We start from the raw sequence: 19,082 nt of genomic DNA, 5'->3' as shown, positions 1-19,082 counted from the left end.
CCGTCTTCAGGTGGAGGGCTTGGCGTACCGGCTGAACGGCTTGGCGTGGAGGACGACATGGACGAGGACGACCTGGACGCCGAGCCCGATGCCGGTGAGGACCTCAGCGACGGAGAGCACGATGCCGGTGAGGACCTCAGCGACGGAGAGCACGACGAGCCCGGAGCTGGTCGTCCCGCTCACCCGGTAAAGCGGAACGACGCGGAAGGCGGGCAGGCCGATCCCGCACTGAGGGGGTCGCGTCGGGCGGGGCGGTCAAGGGGTGACGAGAGTGCCGGAGCCAAGCGTCATGGACTCCTGCGACCAGCCCCAGCCATGCGCCACCCCCGGCCCTCACACCTCCGGCAACACGCCGGGACGGAACGGCTCCACCCCCACCACCCGCCGCACCCGCACCGGCTCGATCAGGATCATCAGGCGCCGTTCCCCGGGGAGCAGCCACGGATACCGCTCCTCCCCGATGTACTTCCGGGTGAGCCGGTCCATGGCGCGCTCCGCCTCCTCCCCCTCCACGAACCGCACCACCCGGCCCCGGATCTCGGCCCGGTCGTAGGGGTTCTCGGGGTCGTGGTGGGACAAGGACACCAGGGGGTTGCGGCGCAGGTTCTCCTCCTTCACCCGTCCCACGGAGGTGTTGACCATGACGTATTCGGCGGTGTCGTCGGCCTCGATGTCCACCCACATGGGTGACACCTGCGGCGCTCCGTCCGGCCCGACCGTCGCCAAGTGCCAGAAATTCGGCGCCAGTAGGCGCTCGCGTATGTGCTCGTCAAGCTTCGTCATGCGGCCATCCCTACCCAGGCCTCTCGGACCCCAAGAGCCACACGTCTCGCACAATCCGTAGTTTCCTACAATCTGTGATTGTGGCCGAACAGCCCGTAGTCACCGCAGCCCCGCACCCCTACGTTGTGCGCGTGCACCGACGCTCAGCCCACGAACGGCCGCCCCAGCACCCGTATCCACAGCCGCAGCCCCACCCGGGCCCCCAGCCGTATCCGGACCCACAGCCCTGTCCGGACCCGCAGACCGCCGCCGCCCCCACCCCGCCCTTCAATGCCCCCGCCGCCCGAAAGCTGCGTATCGCCCTCGGCATGGGCCCCGAGCACGTCGCCTACGGCATGCGCTCCTCGTTCGGACTCCCGTACGTCACCCCGGACATGGTCGCCGCCTGGGAACGCGGCGCCATCGCGCCCACGAGCCCCGAACTCACCGCGCTCGCGGGGGTGTTGTGGTGCTCGCCCGCCGAACTCATCGGCACGCCCAGGACCTTGCGCGAGCACCGGATGGTCCGGGGGATCGCCGCCGAGGACATCGCCCGCGCGGTCGGGCTCGAACTCTCCGCGTATCTCCAGATGGAGGAGAGCGGGGAGTGGCGCGGCACGGACCGCCAGTCCGCCGCCCTCGCCGTCGCACTCGACCTCTCGCTCCCCGAACTCGTCGTCGCCACAGGACGCGAGGCGAGGCTCAGGGAGCTGCTCCACAGCGCGGTGACCACACGCTGGCAGGCCCATGTGCGCCCGGCCGCCAAACTGCTGTCCCTCGACAGACAGCTCGACCGGCATCTCCTGGAGGACGTCCTCCGGGAGATGCACACCGAGTACCAGGGCCTTATGACCGCCACCCTCACCTGGGCCAACGGCACCGCCGCCACCGACTCGGGCGACGCCGGCCGCGACTTCCTGGACGGGATCGTCGACCACTTCTGGTCACTGGTCCGGCAAACGACGACGTACTAGGAAACGGAGAAACTTCCCGGAGAACCCCCGCAAACCCCGGAAAACCCCGGGAACCCCTAGAACACCGACTCCGCCTCGTCCATCCGGTCCTTCGGCACCGTCTTCAGTTCGGTCACCGCCTCCGCCAGCGGCACCATCACCACGTCCGTGCCGCGGAGCGCGGTCATGCGGCCGTACTCCGAGCGGTGCGCGGCCTCGACCGCGTGCCAGCCGAAGCGCGTGGCGAGCACCCTGTCGTACGCGGTCGGGGTGCCGCCCCGCTGGATGTGACCGAGAATGACGGGCTTGGCCTCCTTGCCGAGGCGCCGCTCCAGCTCGTACGCCAGCGCCGCGCCGATGCCCTGGAAGCGTTCGTGGCCGAACTGGTCGATCTCGCCGTGGCCGTAGTCCATGGAACCCTCGGCCGGGTGGGCGCCTTCCGCGACACAGATGACCGCGAACTTCTTGCCGCGCGCGAACCGCTCCTCGACCATCTTCACGATGCCGGCCGGGTCGAACGCACGCTCGGGCAGGCAGATGCCGTGCGCGCCCGCGGCCATGCCCGACTCCAGCGCGATCCAGCCCGCGTGCCGGCCCATGACCTCGACCACCATCACCCGCTGATGGGACTCGGCGGTCGTCTTCAGGCGGTCCATCGCCTCCGTGGCGACCCCGACCGCCGTGTCGAATCCGAACGTCCGGTCCGTCGACGAGATGTCGTTGTCGATGGTCTTCGGGACGCCGACCACCGGCAGGCCCGCGTCCGACAGCATCCGCGCCGCCGTCAGCGTGCCCTCACCACCGATCGGGATCAGTACGTCGATACCGAACTGGTGGGCCATGTCCTGCGCGTTCTCGCACGCCTCCCGGAGGCGGTCGCGCTGGAGACGGGAGGATCCGAGAATGGTGCCGCCGCGGGCGAGGATGCCGCTGACGGACTCCAGGTCGAGGCTGCGGTAGCGGCCGTCGAGCAGACCGGCGTAGCCGTCCTCGAAGCCGATGACCTCGTCGCCGTACTGGGCGACCGCTCGGTGCACGACCGACCGGATCACTGCGTTCAGGCCCGGACAGTCGCCGCCTGCGGTGAGAACTCCGATACGCATCGTGCTGTTTCTCCTGCTCGTCCTGATCGTCCTGAGCGTCCTGCTCGGTGCTGGTACTTATGAGCCAGTCCGATTGTTTCACGGCTCCCAGGGGGTCGCCGCGCCCGTCCACCCCGTCCGTCCACCCCGCCCGGCACCACTCCGGGGCTGATGGGCGCCTTATCCATGGTCAGAGGTATTGTCAAGAGGGTTTCTGTCCGCCGGGACGGTGATTTTCACCCCCATCGACTGACCCCTTACCGACTGCCCCTCACCGACCGAACCCCGACCTGCCGCACCCCACCAACCGAACCACACGTCCTACACGTCCCACATGAAACGGAGAGCACACGTGACGCGCAGCGTGTACGTGACCGGGATCGACCGCGGCGACGGCCGCCAGGTCGTCGAGCTGGGGGTCATGGAACTCCTGACCCGCCAGGTCGACCGGGTGGGGGTGTTCCGACCGCTGCTGCACCACGGACCGGACCGGCTCTTCGACCTGCTGCGCGCACGCTACCGGCTCACCCAGGACCCGGCGACCGTGTACGGCATGGACTACCACGAGGCGTCCACCCTCCAGGCCGAGCACGGCACGGACGAGCTGATCTCGACTCTCGTCGACCGGTTCCATGCCGTCGCGCGCGACTACGACGTCGTCCTCGTCCTCGGTACCGACTTCGCCGACACCCAGTTCCCGGACGAGCTCTCCCTCAACGCCCGCCTCGCCAACGAGTTCGGCGCCTCCGTCATCCCCGTCGTCGGCGGACGCAAGCAGACCGCCGATTCCGTGGCCGCCGAGACGCACAACGCGTACCGCGCCTACGACGGCCTCGGCTGTGACGTGCTCGCCATGGTCGTCAACCGGGTCGCGCCCGCCGACCGCACCGAGATAGCCGAGCGGCTCGGGGACTCCCGGCTGCCGCTCCCCGTGCCCTGTTACGTCGTCCCCGACGAGCCCGCGCTCTCCGCACCCACCGTCGCCCAGATCACCCACGCCCTCGGCGGCAAGGTCCTCCTCGGCGACGACTCGGGGCTCGCGCGCGACGCGCTGAACTTCGTCTTCGGCGGCGCCATGCTGCCGAACTTCCTCAACGCCCTGACCCCGGGCTGTCTGGTCGTCACCCCCGGCGACCGCGCGGACCTCGTCGTCGGCGCCCTCGCCGCCCACAGCGCCGGCACCCCGCCGATCGCCGGTGTGCTGCTCACCCTCAACGAGCGGCCCAGCGACGAGGTACTGACCCTCGCCGCCCGCCTCGCCCCCGGCACCCCCGTGGTCGCCGTCGAGACCGGTTCCTTCCTCACCGCCTCCGAACTCTTCTCCATGGAGGGGAAGTTGAGCGCGGCCACCCCGCGCAAGGCGGAGACCGCGCTCGGGCTCTTCGAGCGGTACGTCGACACGACCGAGCTGCGGGGCCGGGTCTCCGCGCCGAGCAGCGACCGCATCACGCCGATGATGTTCGAGCACACGCTGCTGGAGCAGGCCCGCTCCGAACGGCGTCGTGTGGTCCTGCCGGAGGGGACCGAGGAGCGCGTCCTGCACGCGGCCGAGGTGCTGCTGCGGCGCGGTGTCTGCGACCTCACCCTCCTCGGCCCCGTCGACCAGATCCGCAAGAAGGCCGCCGACCTGGGCATCGACCTGGGCGAGAGCCAGTTGGTGGACCCGGCGACGTCCACGTGGCGGGACATGTTCGCCGAGAAGTACGCCAAGCTCCGCGCCCACAAGAACGTCAGCATCGAGCTGGCGTACGACGTCGTGTCCGATGTGAACTACTTCGGCACACTCATGGTCCAGGAGGGGCTCGCCGACGGGATGGTGTCGGGGTCCGTGCACTCCACCGCCGCCACCATCCGGCCCGCCTTCGAGATCATCAAGACCAGGCCGGACGCCGGCATCGTCTCGTCCGTCTTCTTCATGTGCCTCGCCGACAAGGTGCTGGTGTACGGGGACTGCGCGGTCAACCCGGATCCGAACGCCGAGCAGCTCGCCGACATCGCCGTCCAGTCCGCCGCCACCGCACGGCAGTTCGGGGTCGAGCCGCGGATCGCGATGCTGTCGTACTCCACGGGTACGTCCGGCTCGGGTGCCGATGTCGACAAGGTGCGGGAAGCCACCGAGATCGTGCGCTCCCGGCGGCCCGACCTGCTGATCGAGGGGCCGATCCAGTACGACGCCGCCGTCGAGCCGAGTGTCGCGGCGACCAAGCTGCCGGACTCCGAAGTCGCCGGCCAGGCAACGGTGTTGATCTTTCCGGACCTCAACACCGGCAACAACACCTACAAGGCCGTGCAGCGTTCGGCCGGCGCGCTCGCGGTCGGGCCGGTCCTGCAGGGGCTGCGCAAGCCGGTGAACGACCTGTCCCGGGGCGCACTCGTCCAGGACATCGTCACCACCGTCGCCATCACGGCGATCCAGGCCCAGACCTCCGCCGCCCCGGCCGCACCGGCCACCCTCGGCCAGTGAACCCCGTCAGGAAGCAGACCGTGACCGACACCCGCGTACTCGTCCTCAACTCCGGTTCCTCCTCGGTGAAGTACCAACTGCTCGACATGCGGGACAGCAGTCGGCTGGCCGTGGGGCTGGTCGAGCGGATCGGCGAGGAGAACTCCCGTCTGAAGCACACCCCGCTCACCGACGGCGCAGCCTCCCGCGAGCGCACCGGGTCGATCGCGGACCACGAGGCCGCCCTGAAGGCCGTCGCCGAGGAGCTGGCCGCGGACGGGCTCGGCCTCGACTCCCCCGAACTGGCCGCCATCGGGCACCGTGTCGTGCACGGCGGACTGACCTTCACGGACCCGACCGTCGTCGACGACACCGTGCTCGCCGAGATCGAGCGTCTGATCCCGGTGGCGCCGCTGCACAACCCGGCCAACCTCACCGGCATCCGCACGGCCCGCGCGCTGCGGCCCGACCTCCCCCAGGTCGCCGTCTTCGACACCGCGTTCCACACGACGATGCCGGAGTCCGCCGCCCGCTACGCGATCGACGTCGAGACCGCGGACGCGCACCGCATCCGGCGCTACGGCTTCCACGGCACCTCGCACGCGTACGTCTCCCGGGCGACGGCCGAACTGCTGGGCAAGGACCCGTCCGAGGTGAACGTCATCGTCCTGCACCTCGGCAACGGGGCGTCCGCCTCGGCGGTCGAGGGCGGACGGTGTGTGGACACCTCCATGGGACTCACGCCCTTGGAGGGGCTCGTGATGGGTACGCGGTCCGGAGACATGGACCCGGCCGTCATCTTTCATTTGATGCGCGTTGGCGGAATGTCCACGGACGAGATCGACACTCTCCTCAACAAGAAGAGCGGTCTGATCGGGCTGTGCGGCGACAACGACATGCGGGAAATACGCCGGCGGATCGACGAGGGCGACGAGCGGGCGAAGCTGGCCTTCGACATCTACATTCACCGGCTGAAGAAGTACATCGGTGCCTACTGCGCGGTGCTCGGCCGGGTCGACGCGGTGGCGTTCACCGCCGGGGTCGGTGAGAACGCGGCGCCCGTGCGGGAGGCCGCCGTGGCGGGCCTGGAGGGGCTGGGCCTCGCGGTCGACGACGACCTGAACGCCGTACGGAGCGGTGAGCCGCGGCTGATCTCCCCGGCGGGCGCGCGGGTCGCGGTCGCGGTGGTGCCGACGGACGAGGAGCTGGAGATCGCGACACAGACGTACGCCCTGGTCAACAAATGAGCAAAGAGCACGCGAGTGAGCGAAGAGCAGCCGAGTAATACACGCCGGTAACACGTCTGAGCGCATAGCCGCCCATTTGCTATTCCAACAGACGGAATATTCCGCAGCGAAACAAACCGATAGGATCGTCCCATGCGCCGTTCGAAAATCGTCTGTACTCTCGGCCCCGCGGTCGACTCCCACGAGCAACTGGTCGCCCTCATCGAGGCCGGCATGAACGTGGCCCGTTTCAATTTCAGCCACGGCAGCCACGCCGAGCACCAGGGCCGCTACGACCGGGTCCGAGCCGCCTCCGCCGAGACCGGCGTGGCCATCGGTGTCCTCGCCGACCTGCAGGGCCCGAAGATCCGCCTGGAGACCTTCGCCGAGGGTCCGGTGGAGCTGGTGCGCGGTGACGAGTTCACCATCACCGCCGAGGACGTGCCGGGCGACAAGCAGATCTGCGGTACGACGTACAAGGGCCTGCCCGGTGACGTCTCCCCCGGCGACCAGGTCCTCATCAACGACGGCAACGTCGAGCTGAAGGTCATCGAGGTCGACGGCCCGCGGGTGCGGACCGAGGTCATCGAGGGCGGTGTCATCTCGGACCACAAGGGCATCAACCTGCCCGGCGCGGCCGTCAACGTGCCCGCGCTGTCCGAGAAGGACGTCGAGGACCTGCGGTTCGCGCTGCGGATGGGCTGCGACCTGGTGGCGCTGTCCTTCGTGCGGGACGCCGAGGACGTGCGGGACGTCCACAAGGTGATGGACGAGGTGGGCCGCCGTGTCCCCGTCATCGCCAAGGTGGAGAAGCCGCAGGCCGTCGAGAACATGGAGGCCGTCGTGATGGCCTTCGACGGCGTGATGGTCGCCCGTGGCGACCTGGCCGTCGAGTACCCGCTCGAGAAGGTCCCCATGGTGCAGAAGCGGCTCATCGAGCTGTGCCGCCGCAACGCCAAGCCGGTGATCGTGGCGACCCAGATGATGGAGTCGATGATCACCAACTCCCGCCCCACGCGCGCCGAGGCGTCCGACGTCGCCAACGCGATCCTGGACGGCGCGGACGCGGTCATGCTGTCGGCGGAGTCCAGCGTGGGCGCGTACCCGCTGGAGACGGTCCGGACGATGTCGAAGATCGTCGCGGCGGCCGAGGAGGAGCTGCTCTCCAAGGGCCTGCAGCCGCTGGTGCCGGGCAAGAAGCCGCGTACACAGGGCGGTTCGATCGCCCGTGCCGCCTGCGAGATCGCCGACTTCCTGGGCGGCCGGGCCCTGGTGGCCTTCACGCAGTCCGGTGACACCGCCCGCCGGCTGTCCCGCTACCGCGCGTCCCAGCCGATCATCGCGTACACCACCGACGAGTCCACCCGTAACCAGCTGGCGCTCAGCTGGGGTGTCGAGTCGCACGTCGTGCCGTTCGTGAACAGCACCGACGAGATGGTCGACCTGGTGGACCAGGAGATGGTCAAGCTCAAGCGCTTCAACGAGGGCGAGATCGCCGTCATCACCGCCGGTTCGCCCCCCGGTGTCCCGGGCACCACGAACATGGTCCGGGTGCACCACCTGGGCGGCGGCTCCCGCGACTGACCCGGCCGTCCCCGCAAGGGCACGACAGCACCGAGGGCGCCCCCTGGAATACAGGGGGCGCCCTCGGTGTGTCGCGGCTCCCGGAAGGGTCCTGTACGGCGCTCAGCCGGCCGTGGGGGCGGTGCTCACTCGGTGGTGTACTGGTGCAGCCCCGGCACGGTGAGCGTCCCGCCGAACTGGCCCGCCTGGACGACCTTCACCTTGGTGAAGTAGATCAGCGGGATGTTCAGCGGCGGCGGGTGCTTCGGGTCGAAGGTCACCGGGATCAGGCCCAGCAGGTTGCCGGAGATGCTCTCGGTGTACATGACCGTCTGGCCGTCGCGGATGGTGGACGTCGTGCCCTTGCCGGCCTGCACGTGGTAGGTCACGCCGGCCTGCTTGTCGTCGACCGTCTGGTGGAGGTCGCCGATGTCGGTACCGTCGGAGATGACGTACTTCAGCACCTCCTTGACCGTGCCGTCGGCGGTCTTCACCTTGACGACGCCCTTGTAGTCGGCGCCCTTCAGCAGCAGCGAGCTGGCGTTGAGGTACCAGGGGTCGTCGGGCAGCGCCGGGATGCCCTTCTCCACGCCGCTCTCGTCGTCCGTGGCGACGAAGCAGCCGTCCAGGTCCGTGCTCTCGCTCGGGGACGGGGTCGGCGTCGGCGTCGCGGTGGCGTCGTCGGCGGTGTCCTTCGCCGCGTCGTCGACGTCCTCGGCCGTGTCCTCGGCGGTGTCGGTGACGTCCTTCGCGGTGTCCTTGACCTTGTCCGTGACGTCGACGGTGCCCTGCGCGTCCTTGCCGGAGTCCGTGTCCTCGTCCGAGCCGGAGGCGTCCTGAGATGCCGAGGGCGACGGGGACGGGCTGGTGGCCTCGGAGGGCGTGGTGCTGCTGTCCGTCCCCTTGTCGTCCGGGGTGAACAGGTCCTCGATCGCGCTGCCGATGTCCTCCAGGACGTTGCCGCTCTCGCTCTCCGAGGCGGCGTCCGACGCTGTGTCCGTGGTGTCGGTGGCGGCCTTGTCGGCGGTGTCGGTCGACGTGGAGTCGTCGGCCGTGTCCTTGTCGTCGGAACCTGAATCCGACGAGGAGGAGTCGTCCGAGGACGTGTCGTCGGAGGCGGAGTCGTCCGAGGAGTTGCCCGAGGAGTCGTCGTCGGACGGTGTGTCCTCGTCCTTCGCCTCGTCGTCCGAGGAGTCGGCGCTCTCCGTGGCGGAGGCGGACGGCGTCGGGGTCGGCGAGGCGGAGGTGTCCGTGCCTTCCTCGGTGGCCTCCAGGGCCTCCACACAGTCCTTGTACTCGTCGGCCGTGAGGCTCTGCGACGCGGGGTCCTCCGCGAGGGCCAGGGTGGGCGTGAAGCCCATGCCCATGAGGACCGCCGTCGGCATGGCCGCCAGGGCTATCGCTTTGCCCGCCGGCATGTTCAGCCGGGTGAGAAGGGGCTTCCTGGGTGCCGCGTGCCGCGGTCCGGTTCTCGCACGGGACTCTCCCACCGAAGTCCCGTGGGTCACCTCGTCAGCCGGCACTGTGCCTCCCGTTCGTCCCGTTCGTGTGGGTGGTACCTGACAGGTCGTCGCCCTCGTCGTTCGCCGCCCCGTTCACCGAACCCGCTGCCGCGGGCTCCGGGGCGTCGCCCTTGTGCAGGAGGACCGCGCCTTGCTGTGCCGTGTTCTGAGAAGTCGCCGCCTGGGCGGCCGCGTCCTGGGCGGCCCGGGACTGTGCCGGGGTCCTGTACGTGGACGGCACCGCCGCCTCGTCGTGACCGGGCCCCCAGGCGATGGCCAGCGCACCGCCGACCAGCGCGAACAGGAAGCCGAAGCCGAAGCCTCCGAGGTTGGAGACGGGGATGGACACCAGCGCCAGGAGGATCGCCGCCGTTCCGGCGAAGGTGCGTACATGGCGCTGGAACCACAGGCTGACCCCGAGCACCACCAGCAGCACGCCGATGATGAGGGAGCCCGAACCGCCCGTCGTCGCCATGGCGAGCGTGAGATGGCCGATCTGCAGATCCGCGTACGGGAAGTACATGATCGGGAAGCCGCCGAGCAGGACCAACAGGCCCGCCCAGAAGGGACGGCTGCCCCTCCAGTCGCTGAAGCGCCGCCGGAGGACGCGGAGATAGTCTTCGTTCTGCCCCGTTGGCTCGGCGCTCATGGACAACAGCTCCCTGGAACGGTGTTGCTGTGACAAGTTCACGTACGGCACGTACGAAGCGCGCGCACGGAATTCACGTACGAAGTGCGCGTGCGCGGCGGTCGCGCGCACGGCGAGAGGGACGGGCGGGCGAAGAAGCACAGGCCCCTTCACCCGCCCAGGGAGTGCCTAGTAGCACTCCACGGTGCCCTTGTGGAGCGACATCTTCAGGTTGCTCAGCTTGAAGGTTCCGGCAGTGGTGGCCCACGCCGTCTGCTTCACATCGGTCAGCGTGGCCGAGTCGGCCTGCTGGGCGAACCCGTAGGGGTTGGCCTGCTCCGAGCCACCCTTCATGCCCGGACCCTTGTTGGCGTCCTTGGCCGCCACACCGATGTCGATGCCACGGAAGGTGGCATCGGCCGAGAGGTCCTCGACGTCGATGTAGAGGTTCTCGGCCTCGACCTTCTTGCCACCCGTACCGGCGGTCAGCTTGAGGCTGACGCTACCGAGGAACGGGACGCCCGGGGTGACGACCGACTGGCACATGTTGGTGATCGACGCGGTCTTGAACGCCGAAACGGCGACGGGGTGAACCGTCTTCTCGCCCTTGAGGGTGTAGCCCTCGTCGAGCGCTCCGTACTGCGAGAAGCCCGTACCGTCGAGCCGGTCAGCCGATACCTTGAACGACTGGCCCGACACGCTGAACGAAGCCGCGAGAGCACCCTGAGCCAGGGCGACACCTATCGCTGCTGTAGCGGCGACGCTGGGCACCATGACCACAGCGAAGCGCTTCCATCTGGTCCCGCCACGCACCTGGGACTCCATATTTCCTCCTTCTCGGACGTACATCTCCTGGCACCGGCTCGCCACCTGGGCGACGGCTCAGCCGGGCAGGGATGGGAGAAGTGCTACGTCCTCGGGAAGGAGAGCGCCCGCACTCGGTGGCGCAAAAGCGCCCGAATCACCGGCGATCACCCCCGAGCGACAACCACTGGTCGCGCCTGACACGCATCACGCACAACCTGCTGGACAGGCTCCGTCGTTGACGGAGACCCCCCTGCCCAAGAGACAGGCGCCACTGTCGCCCGCTCTACTCGGTGGGGACCCAGAAATCCGTTGACCCGACTGGTTGGCGGGATACGGGACAGGACCGAGCGTCGCCGATCGTGGTGCATTCTCGCCGCCCCCGCAAGGGGGGTCGTTACTGGCTAGTAACGGACGGATAACCGAACAACGACCCATCGGCATCGACCAGCGACCCTGGGTGGCGCCGAGTGAGGCGACACAACGGCAGACAGATGGACAGAGCCCGACAGATCGACGACTTTCTCTTACTGCCAGTAACAGCGGCCGCGTTTACCAAGATTTGGTAAAACGCGGCCGCGGTGTCGCTGTGTCGCCAAATCTCTCACTCGCGCAACACACGTCCCGGTACTCCGGGACCGGAGCGGTCCCGGCCCCCCGGGGCCCTACCCACCACAGCCGACACTCAGCTGAGGCAATGGTTCACATGCGGGTCAGAACAGCGCCCGCGCCAGCGCGCGCCGCGCCGCGGCCACCCGCGGATCGTCGCCGCCGACCACCTCGAAGAGCTCCAGCAGCCGCCGCCGTACGGCGTCCCGGTCGTCCCCCGCCGTGACCCGCACCGTGTCGATGAGTCGACCGAAGGCGTCCTCCACATGACCGCCGACGAGGTCGAGGTCCGCCGCCGCGATCTGCGCCTGTGCGTCGCCCGGGTTCTCGGCGGCCGCCTTGCGCACGTCCTGCGGGTCGGCCCCCTGCACACGCTGCAGCAACTCGGCCTGCGCGAGGCCCAGTCCGGCCTCGGTGTTGCCGGGGTCGTCACTCAGCACGTTCTTGTACGCCTGCACCGCACCGCCGAAGTCGCCCGCGTCCAGGGCGTGCACGGCGGCTTCGAGGAGGTGGTCGTACGGGCCCACCGGGATCTGCGGGGCCGCCTCGACGGGGTCGCCGGCCTCGGCGTCCGGGTCCACCACGAGGCCGGTGAGACCGAAGCGCTCCTCGGCGACCTGCACGAGCTGGTCGAGGGTCGAGCGGATCTGCTGCTCGGGGGCGGCTCCCTGGAAGAGGGGCAGCGCCTGCCCGGCGACAACGGCGAACACAGCCGGAATCCCCTGGATCCCGAACTGCTGCATCAACATCTGGTTGGCGTCGACATCGACCTTGGCGAGGACGAACTTGCCGTTGTACTCGACGGCGAGCCGCTCCAGCACCGGGCTGAGCTGCTTGCAGGGCTGGCACCACTCGGCCCAGAAGTCGATGACGACGGGCACTTCGGTGGACCGCTGCAGGACCTCGCTCTCGAACCCGGCCTCATCGACATCGATGACGAGGTCGGCCGGGGAGACCGCCCCTCCCCCGCCCTGCCGGGCCGATTCGGCACGCGCCTGCTCCGCCTTCGCCTTGGCCTCTTGGGCCGCCTTCACCGCGGCGAGGTCGACGACTCCGCTCATGGACATGTTCCGTGGCTGCATGAGTACATCCTCCCCCTTCCGAGCACGCGCGTGAAAAGCGTTCCGCGAGCCAGGCATCCGCCCCAGGCTTACGCTACGAGTCGTAGCGTAACTGTCCCGGAGGCTCTCCTGTACCCCTCAGTACCCACTCCGCAGTGATCTGCCTCACGACTCCCCGAGGAAGTTCGGGAACGGCCGGATATGGTCGGCGGATGCAGAGCCGCACCCCCGCCTCCCGCGCCGCGGGCGGCCGCCCGCGCAGCGCCGCCGCGGACGCCGCGATCCTGGCGGCGACCAGGGAGGCGCTGGTCGACCTGGGCTGGTCGAAACTGACGCTGGGTGACGTGGCCGCGCGGGCCTGCGTCGCGAAAACGACCCTCTACCGCCGCTGGGCCGGCAAGAACGAACTCGTCGTGGACGCGGTCGCGGAACTCTTCGACGAACTCCGCCTGCCCGACCGGGGCAGCCTCGCGGCCGACATCGAAGGCGTGGTGCTCCAGTTCGCGGCGATCCTCGCCCGCCCGGAGGCCAGAAGCGGTCTCATGGCGGTCATCGCCGAGTCGACCCGCGACGACGCCCTGCACGAACGCATCCGCACGTCCATCGTCGACCGCCAGAAACGCCTGGTCCTGGAGGGCCGGGCCCGCGCCCAGACCCGCGGCGAACTCCCCCCGGAGTCCGACCCCGCCACCGCCTCCCGCACCGTCGACCTCATCTTCGACGTCGTGGCCGGCGCGGTGGTCCACCGCACCCTGGTCAGCGCGGGCTCCGCGGACGAACAGTGGGTAAGGGACTTCACGACTCTGCTGCTGCAAGGCATAAAGGGGCCGGCGCAGCCGCCCCCTTAAGGAGCGCGGGGAACTGCGCGAACGGGGTCCGGGGCAGAGCCCCGAATCCTTGACGGGGGTGGAAGGGGCACAGCCCCTGCGGATGGGACGGGTAGGGGCGGCGGGGGCGAGAATCCCTGCGCCGCCCTGGCAGGGACATCGGCACCCAGCCCCCACTAGAACCCCGCCGGCTCCGTATAGACCCCCCACTCCTCCCGCAGCACCCCACAGATCTCCCCCAACGTCGCCTCGGCCCGCACCGCGTGAAGCATCGGCCCGATCATGTTCCCCCCGTCCCGCGCGGCAGCGAGCATCGCGTCGAGGGCGGCACGCACGGAGGCGTCGTCCCGCCCCGCCTTCCGCCCTCCCAGCGCCCGAACCTGCTCCCGCTCCACCTCGTGACTGACCCGCAGGATCTCCAGATCCCCGGTCACGGACCCATGGTGGACGTTGACTCCGACGACCCGCTTCTCGCCCTTCTCCAGGGCCTGCTGGTACCGGAACGCCGACTCCGCGATCTCCCCGGTGAACCACCCGTCCTCGATCCCCCGCAGGATCCCGGAGGTCATCGGCCCGATCGGATGCAGCCCGTCCGGATGCGCCCGCAGCCCCCGCTCCCTGATCTGCTCGAAGATCCGCTCCGCGTCGGCCTCGATCCGATCCGTCAACTGCTCGACGTACCACGAACCACCCAGCGGATCGGCCACGTTGGCGACCCCGGTCTCCTCCATCAGCACCTGCTGGGTCCTGAGCGCGATCTCCGCGGCCTGCTCGCCGGGAAGCGCCAGCGTCTCGTCGAGGGCGTTGGTGTGCAGGGAGTTGGTCCCGCCGAGGACGGCCGACAGCGCCTCCACCGCCGTACGCACCACGTTGTTGTACGGCTGCTGCGCGGTCAGCGACACCCCGGCGGTCTGCGTGTGGAACCGGAGCCACTGCGCCTTGTCGGTCCGCGCCCCGTACACGTCACGCATCCACCGCGCCCAGATCCTCCTGGCCGCACGGAACTTGGCGATCTCCTCGAAGAAGTCGAGATGCGCGTCGAAGAAGAAGGACAGCCCCGGCGCGAACACCTCCACGTCAAGCCCACGGCTGAGCCCCAGCTCCACGTACCCGAACCCGTCCGCGAGCGTGTACGCCAGCTCCTGCGCGGCCGTGGCCCCGGCCTCACGGATGTGGTAGCCGGAGACGGACAGCGGCTTGTAGGCGGGGATCTCGGCCGCGCAGTGCTCCATGAGGTCACCGATGAGGCGAAGATGCGGCTCGGGCTGGAAGAGCCACTCCTTCTGCGCGATGTACTCCTTGAAGATGTCGGTCTGGAGCGTGCCGTTGAGCACACCGGGATCGACCCCCTGTCGCTCGGCGGCGACGAGATACATGCAGAAGACAGGAACGGCGGGCCCGCTGATCGTCATGGACGTGGTGACGTCCCCCAGCGGAATCCCCTGGAACAGCAGTTCCATGTCGGCGGCGGAATCGATCGCCACCCCGCAGTGCCCGACCTCACCGAGCGACCGCGGATCGTCCGAGTCCCGCCCCATGAGCGTCGGCATGTCGAACGCGACGGACAGCCCCCCGCCCCCGTTGGCGAGGATCGTCTTGTACCGCTCGTTCGTCTGCTCCGCGTTCCCGAACCCCGCGAACTGCCGGATCGTCCAGGTCCGCCCCCGGTACCCCGTCGGATACAGCCCCCGCGTGAACGGATACTCCCCCGGCCACCCGATCCGCTCGAACCCCTCGTACACATCCCCGGCCCGGGGCCCGTACACAGGTTCCACCCCATCCCCGGAGAGCGTGGTGAAGTCCCCCACCCGCTTCCGGGCCGAGTCATACCGATCCTGCCAGCGTCGGCGTCCCTCTTCGATGGCGTCAGCGTCCATGACCCCAATTTACTAGGACGTCCTAGTAAGCGACGACCGGCGCAGGGCCGACGCGCGCGCGAGGCGCCGAAAAGCACCCGTTACGCTCGACGCCATGAAGAAGAGCGTCTTGACCCGCTACCGGGTGTTGGCCTACGTCACCGCCGTACTGCTGATCCTGCTGACGGCGGGCGTGATCGGGAAGCGCCTGCTGGACATGGACGGCTTCGACAGCTTCGTCACGGTGGTCGGCTTCGCGCACGGCTGGCTGTACGTGCTGTACCTGGTCTTCGCCTTCGACCTCGGCAGCAAGGCGAAGATGCCGCTGGGCCGCCTCGCCTGGGTGCTGCTCGCCGGCACCGTCCCCACGGCCGCCTTCTTCGTCGAACGCAAGGTGAGCCGCGAGGTCGAGCCGCTGATCATCAAGGAATCGGCCCCGAGCCCCGCCGCGGCCTGACCGGACTCGCCCGGAACCGACCGCGACGGGCGCGCCCTCACTTCGTGACGTTGTGGCACTGCACGGCACGCAGTTTGCCGTTGACGTGGAACTTCGCGCACGCCTTGCCGAACTTCGGCAGCCTCTGCGGCGCGGCATGCCGCAGGGGGTTGCCCTTGCACTCGGCGTGCGTCGCGCCGCGCGAGGTCCTGTACGTCCGGTTCCCAGGTCCGCGTAGGCGAAGTCGATCCTCCAGTTGCACCACCTGGAGAAGGTCGCCGGGGCCCCGCGCACTCGACGCCCGCGAACCGGCTGGTGATCCATGTGCCCGACCCCTCGATCGTGTGGGTCGGGAGGCAGCCGGCAGGGACCCGCACACCGAGTCCCCGCACGTCGTGATCGAAGGTCCCGCTGTGCCGTGCTCCCCGTGGCGTCGGCCTGCGCCGGCCCTGCCGCACTCAGCGTCACCGCGGCGGCCGGCAGGGCCGCACTCCCGGCGACGATCATGCTGCGAACGCATTCGCGTACACCTGACAGGCACCCGGTCCCCACGGTCGGCAGATCCGGATTTCGATCATCCCGACGTCGTCGACCCGACAGGACGGCAGCGAAAGCAGCGCGGGCCTGCGTCCACGCGGATCAACAGCGGTGAACCACCGACAAGCGGTAGCCGACCGTCGATCGTTGACGGCCGTGCTCAGCTCTCCTCGAAGTCCCCCGCCGCCACCCGCAGCGGTCTGAGCATCGCGAAGATCTCCGCGCACTCCTCGGCGTCATAGGCGCCGAGGCCGAAGTCCATGGACATGAGGTCGCGGGTCGCAGCGTCGCAGACCTCGCGCCCCTTGTCGGTGATGGAGGCGAGGGTGCCGCGGCCGTCGTTGGGGTTGGGACGTTTGTCGACGAGGCCGGACTTCACCAGGCGGTCGACGGTGTTCGTCACGGACGTGGGGTGCACCATGAGCCGCTCGCCGATCTTCGACATCGGCAGCTCGCCCTTCTGCGAGAAGGTGAGCAGCACGAGGGCCTCATAGCGCGCGAACGTCAGCCCGTACGGCTTGACCACCGCGTCGACCTCCGCCAGCAGGATCTGCTGGGCGCGCATGATCGAGGTGATCGCGGCCATGGACGGGACGTTTCCCCAGCGCTGCTTCCAGTGCTCGTCGGCGCGTGAGATGGGATCGAAGGAGAGGCTGAGCGGCTTCGGCACGGCATCGACCCTACCGGCCGGTCACATGCTGGTCAGCCCCGTCTCGCTTTTCGGTACGCCCCGAAAGCCCGCGCCACCGCTTCCGGCCGGCGCCCCGACGGGACCGCTCCGCCGCCTCGTGGAACAAGTGCGGGCAGGCCTGCACTTTCGCACCACCCGAAGCGTCACCTGACCTGGATCCACTTGGCCTTCGACGGCGTCCCCTCCCCGTCCGTCACGAAGAGCATGTACCAGCCGGGCGGGACCAGGGTCCGGTCCGCCGGTACGTCGACGGTGACCGAGTCGCGGGTCCTCGTCACCTCCAGGGCGATGGAGCGCTGTTCGACGTCCGTGCTGTGGGTGACGGCGCTGGGGCGCATCAGGCGGGCGTCGGCGACCCGTTCGGGGTGGGCGGTGGCGAAGGTCGCGCGGCCCTTGGCGTCGACCTCCTGGGGGCCGTCGCCGAGGACGGGCCGTTTCCTGCCGTACTTGTGGAGCAGCGGCGGCGTGTAGATCTCCATGCGCTGCTCGAAGTGGCCCAGCTTGGTGTTCCGCTGGTCGTCGTAGAGCGGGTCGGAGCCGAACGTGGCGACGCGGCCGTCGGGCAGGAGCAGGGCCTCGGAGTGGTAGTTGCGGCCGACCCTGGGGGCGGCGGCGCCCCGGAAGGAGTTGGACTCCGGGTCGTAGAACTGCGCCGTGAGGATGTTGCTGGCACTGCGGCCCCGGTAATCGGCGGAGCCGTTGGAGGTGAAGACGGTGTCGTCGGGCATGAGCACACTGTTCAGATAGCGGGTGCCCCGGGGCAGGTCGGGGCCGTCCTCGAAGGCGGGATCGTCCTTCTTCAGGTCGATGACGGCGGTGCGCGAGGTCGCCTTCCTGGACTCGCCGACGCCTCCCCCGCCGAGGATCATCACCTTCTGGTCCTGGGCGGGCGGCAGCAGCACGGACGCCGAGGTCTCGGTCCTGTCGGGATCCGTGAGGCCCTTCACCTTCTGGAACCTGTTGGTCCTCAGGTCCCAGAGGCCGGGTTCGCGGCCGAGGTCGTCGGGCCCGTAGCCGGCGTTCGAGGCCGGGTAGAACAGCTTGCCGCCCTGGGTGAGGAAGAGGGCGGGGTAGGTGGGGAAGTACCGCTTCGGGCCGGGCTTCCACTTCCTGGTCCTCGGGTCGTAGATCTCGTTGTCGCCGGGGTCGACGACACCCACGTCGTCGAGACCGGAGACGGCGAGCACCCGCCCGTCCGCCAGTCCCACGAGCGTCGGGTACCAGCGGGCCTTTCGCATCGGGGCGACCGGCACGTACTTCTCGGCCTTCGGGTCGAACTCGTACGCCGCCCTGATCCCCTGGAAGTCCTGCTTGTCGAGGGTGATCTTCTCGGAGAGGCCGTACGTGTTGGCCGCGTCCTCGCCCTTGAGGCCGAGGATCTCGTACTGGGCCCGCCGGGGCATGACGGACTGCGCGCCCTTGTCCACGGCCTCGACGAAGACCCGGGCCTCGCTCGCGACGACCTCGGTCTTCCAGGGCCGCATGACGCCGGCCGCGTCGTAGGTGACGTCGAAGTCGCGCCTGGCCTTGGGCACGGTGACGTCGAAGCGGCTGACGTACTCGATGCCGGCAGGTGAGCGGAAGCGGGTCCCCTTCTTCAGGACGACCGCCTTGTCGGGGTTCTCGTTCTTGACCCGCATGCCGCCGCCGGCCCGCTCGACCTCGCCGTCCAGCAGCTCGTAGCGGGCGGTGCCGCCGGCCACCAGGAGCCTGCCGTCGGGGAGCTGGGCGTGTCCGGCGCAGAAGAAGTCGACGGGGGTGGGGATCTTCTTGTAGGTGTTCCGCGCCGGGTCCCACAGGACGGTGTCGAAGGACCCCTTGTCGAACTTCTTCTGCTCGTTGCCCGACCCGGCGACGATCAGCACCTTTCCGGTGTGCAACAGGGCCGCATGGATGGCGTTCGTCCGGAACCGCTTCGGGATGTCGACCTGCGTCCAGGAGCCGTACTCGGCCCGGTAGCCGGGCTGGGCGATCTTCCACTCGTGGTACCGCTCCTGCGCGAACCCGATGGCGGCCGGGGCGTTGAGACCGGCGAGCAGCGCGACGGCGCCGACCCCGAGCAGGTACTTCCTGGTCTTCCTCGAAGGCTGGTGGGCCATGGC

17 protein-coding genes are annotated in these 19,082 nt (G+C 69.3%); 6 read left to right on the top strand and 11 right to left on the bottom strand.

Going from position 1 to position 19,082, the window contains the following annotated elements:
• Window positions 1-6: 6 nt before the first annotated feature.
• Both OG858_RS31775 and OG858_RS31770 read right to left on the bottom strand, forming a co-directional pair.
• Window positions 7-183 (bottom strand): hypothetical protein, encoded by a 177-nt coding sequence (locus OG858_RS31775; protein ID WP_319068902.1) that lies wholly within the window; start codon window positions 181-183, stop codon window positions 7-9.
• Window positions 184-333: 150 nt separating this feature from the next.
• Complete coding sequence (locus tag OG858_RS31770) at window positions 334-783, bottom strand: PPOX class F420-dependent oxidoreductase (protein ID WP_086753538.1); 450 nt, start codon at window positions 781-783, stop codon at window positions 334-336.
• A gap of 131 nt (window positions 784-914) precedes the next feature.
• On the opposite strand from OG858_RS31770, the gene OG858_RS31765 reads away from it, so the two are divergent.
• Window positions 915-1,736 (top strand): helix-turn-helix domain-containing protein, encoded by an 822-nt coding sequence (locus OG858_RS31765; protein WP_319068900.1) that lies wholly within the window; start codon window positions 915-917, stop codon window positions 1,734-1,736.
• 56 nt (window positions 1,737-1,792) lie between these two features.
• On the opposite strand, the gene OG858_RS31760 is transcribed toward OG858_RS31765, so the two are convergent.
• Entirely contained in the window at window positions 1,793-2,818 is a 1,026-nt protein-coding gene (locus OG858_RS31760) for an ATP-dependent 6-phosphofructokinase (protein WP_037695513.1), read from the bottom strand.
• Window positions 2,819-3,149: 331 nt separating this feature from the next.
• Here OG858_RS31760 and pta point away from each other — a divergent pair, with 331 nt between their 5' ends.
• From pta to pyk, 3 genes are all read left to right on the top strand, one after another.
• Window positions 3,150-5,261, top strand: a complete 2,112-nt coding sequence (gene pta / locus OG858_RS31755) for a phosphate acetyltransferase (RefSeq protein WP_319317679.1) — start codon at window positions 3,150-3,152, stop codon at window positions 5,259-5,261.
• Between the two features lie 20 nt (window positions 5,262-5,281).
• Complete coding sequence (locus OG858_RS31750; RefSeq protein ID WP_328544212.1) at window positions 5,282-6,487, top strand: acetate kinase; 1,206 nt, start codon at window positions 5,282-5,284, stop codon at window positions 6,485-6,487.
• Window positions 6,488-6,619: 132 nt separating this feature from the next.
• Window positions 6,620-8,050 carry a pyruvate kinase gene (pyk, locus tag OG858_RS31745; RefSeq protein WP_037695503.1) on the top strand — a complete coding sequence of 477 codons (1,431 nt, stop codon included), beginning with the start codon at window positions 6,620-6,622 and terminating at the stop codon, window positions 8,048-8,050.
• A gap of 125 nt (window positions 8,051-8,175) precedes the next feature.
• Here the strand turns inward: pyk and OG858_RS31740 are convergent, their stop codons facing one another.
• From OG858_RS31740 to OG858_RS31725, 4 genes are all read right to left on the bottom strand, one after another.
• On the bottom strand, window positions 8,176-9,552 hold the full coding sequence (locus OG858_RS31740) for a hypothetical protein (protein ID WP_328544213.1): 1,377 nt from the start codon (window positions 9,550-9,552) through the stop codon (window positions 8,176-8,178).
• Window positions 9,542-10,180, bottom strand: coding sequence for a DUF6114 domain-containing protein (locus OG858_RS31735; RefSeq protein WP_319068892.1), 639 nt, complete (start codon window positions 10,178-10,180; stop codon window positions 9,542-9,544). The genes OG858_RS31740 and OG858_RS31735 overlap by 11 nt, the downstream gene beginning before the upstream one ends.
• 168 nt (window positions 10,181-10,348) lie before the next feature.
• A complete protein-coding gene (locus tag OG858_RS31730) occupies window positions 10,349-10,984 on the bottom strand; it encodes a DUF6230 family protein (protein WP_319068891.1) in 636 nt (211 codons plus the stop codon).
• Window positions 10,985-11,676: 692 nt separating this feature from the next.
• On the bottom strand, window positions 11,677-12,654 hold the full coding sequence (locus OG858_RS31725) for a tetratricopeptide repeat protein (protein WP_319068890.1): 978 nt from the start codon (window positions 12,652-12,654) through the stop codon (window positions 11,677-11,679).
• A gap of 191 nt (window positions 12,655-12,845) precedes the next feature.
• On the opposite strand from OG858_RS31725, the gene OG858_RS31720 reads away from it, so the two are divergent.
• Window positions 12,846-13,481 carry a TetR/AcrR family transcriptional regulator gene (locus OG858_RS31720; protein ID WP_328544214.1) on the top strand — a complete coding sequence of 212 codons (636 nt, stop codon included), beginning with the start codon at window positions 12,846-12,848 and terminating at the stop codon, window positions 13,479-13,481.
• A gap of 155 nt (window positions 13,482-13,636) precedes the next feature.
• On the opposite strand, the gene OG858_RS31715 is transcribed toward OG858_RS31720, so the two are convergent.
• Window positions 13,637-15,337, bottom strand: coding sequence for an acyl-CoA mutase large subunit family protein (locus tag OG858_RS31715; RefSeq protein ID WP_328544215.1), 1,701 nt, complete (start codon window positions 15,335-15,337; stop codon window positions 13,637-13,639).
• 94 nt (window positions 15,338-15,431) lie between these two features.
• Here OG858_RS31715 and OG858_RS31710 point away from each other — a divergent pair, with 94 nt between their 5' ends.
• Window positions 15,432-15,773 carry a DUF3817 domain-containing protein gene (locus tag OG858_RS31710; RefSeq protein WP_319068887.1) on the top strand — a complete coding sequence of 114 codons (342 nt, stop codon included), beginning with the start codon at window positions 15,432-15,434 and terminating at the stop codon, window positions 15,771-15,773.
• A 37-nt stretch (window positions 15,774-15,810) separates the two neighbouring features.
• Here OG858_RS31710 and OG858_RS31705 read toward each other — a convergent pair whose 3' ends face one another.
• The 3 genes from OG858_RS31705 to glxA form a co-directional block, all read right to left on the bottom strand.
• Entirely contained in the window at window positions 15,811-16,017 is a 207-nt protein-coding gene (locus OG858_RS31705; protein ID WP_256960531.1) for a hypothetical protein, read from the bottom strand.
• Window positions 16,018-16,449: 432 nt separating this feature from the next.
• Window positions 16,450-16,959, bottom strand: a complete 510-nt coding sequence (locus tag OG858_RS31700) for a MarR family winged helix-turn-helix transcriptional regulator (RefSeq protein WP_037695482.1) — start codon at window positions 16,957-16,959, stop codon at window positions 16,450-16,452.
• A gap of 164 nt (window positions 16,960-17,123) precedes the next feature.
• Window positions 17,124-19,079, bottom strand: coding sequence for a radical copper oxidase GlxA (gene glxA, locus OG858_RS31695; protein ID WP_319317693.1), 1,956 nt, complete (start codon window positions 19,077-19,079; stop codon window positions 17,124-17,126).
• Window positions 19,080-19,082: the final 3 nt, after the last annotated feature.

This window comes from Streptomyces europaeiscabiei (assembly GCF_036346855.1).
GTDB lineage: Bacteria > Actinomycetota > Actinomycetes > Streptomycetales > Streptomycetaceae > Streptomyces > Streptomyces europaeiscabiei.
This window is presented reverse-complemented; position numbering and strand designations above follow the sequence as displayed.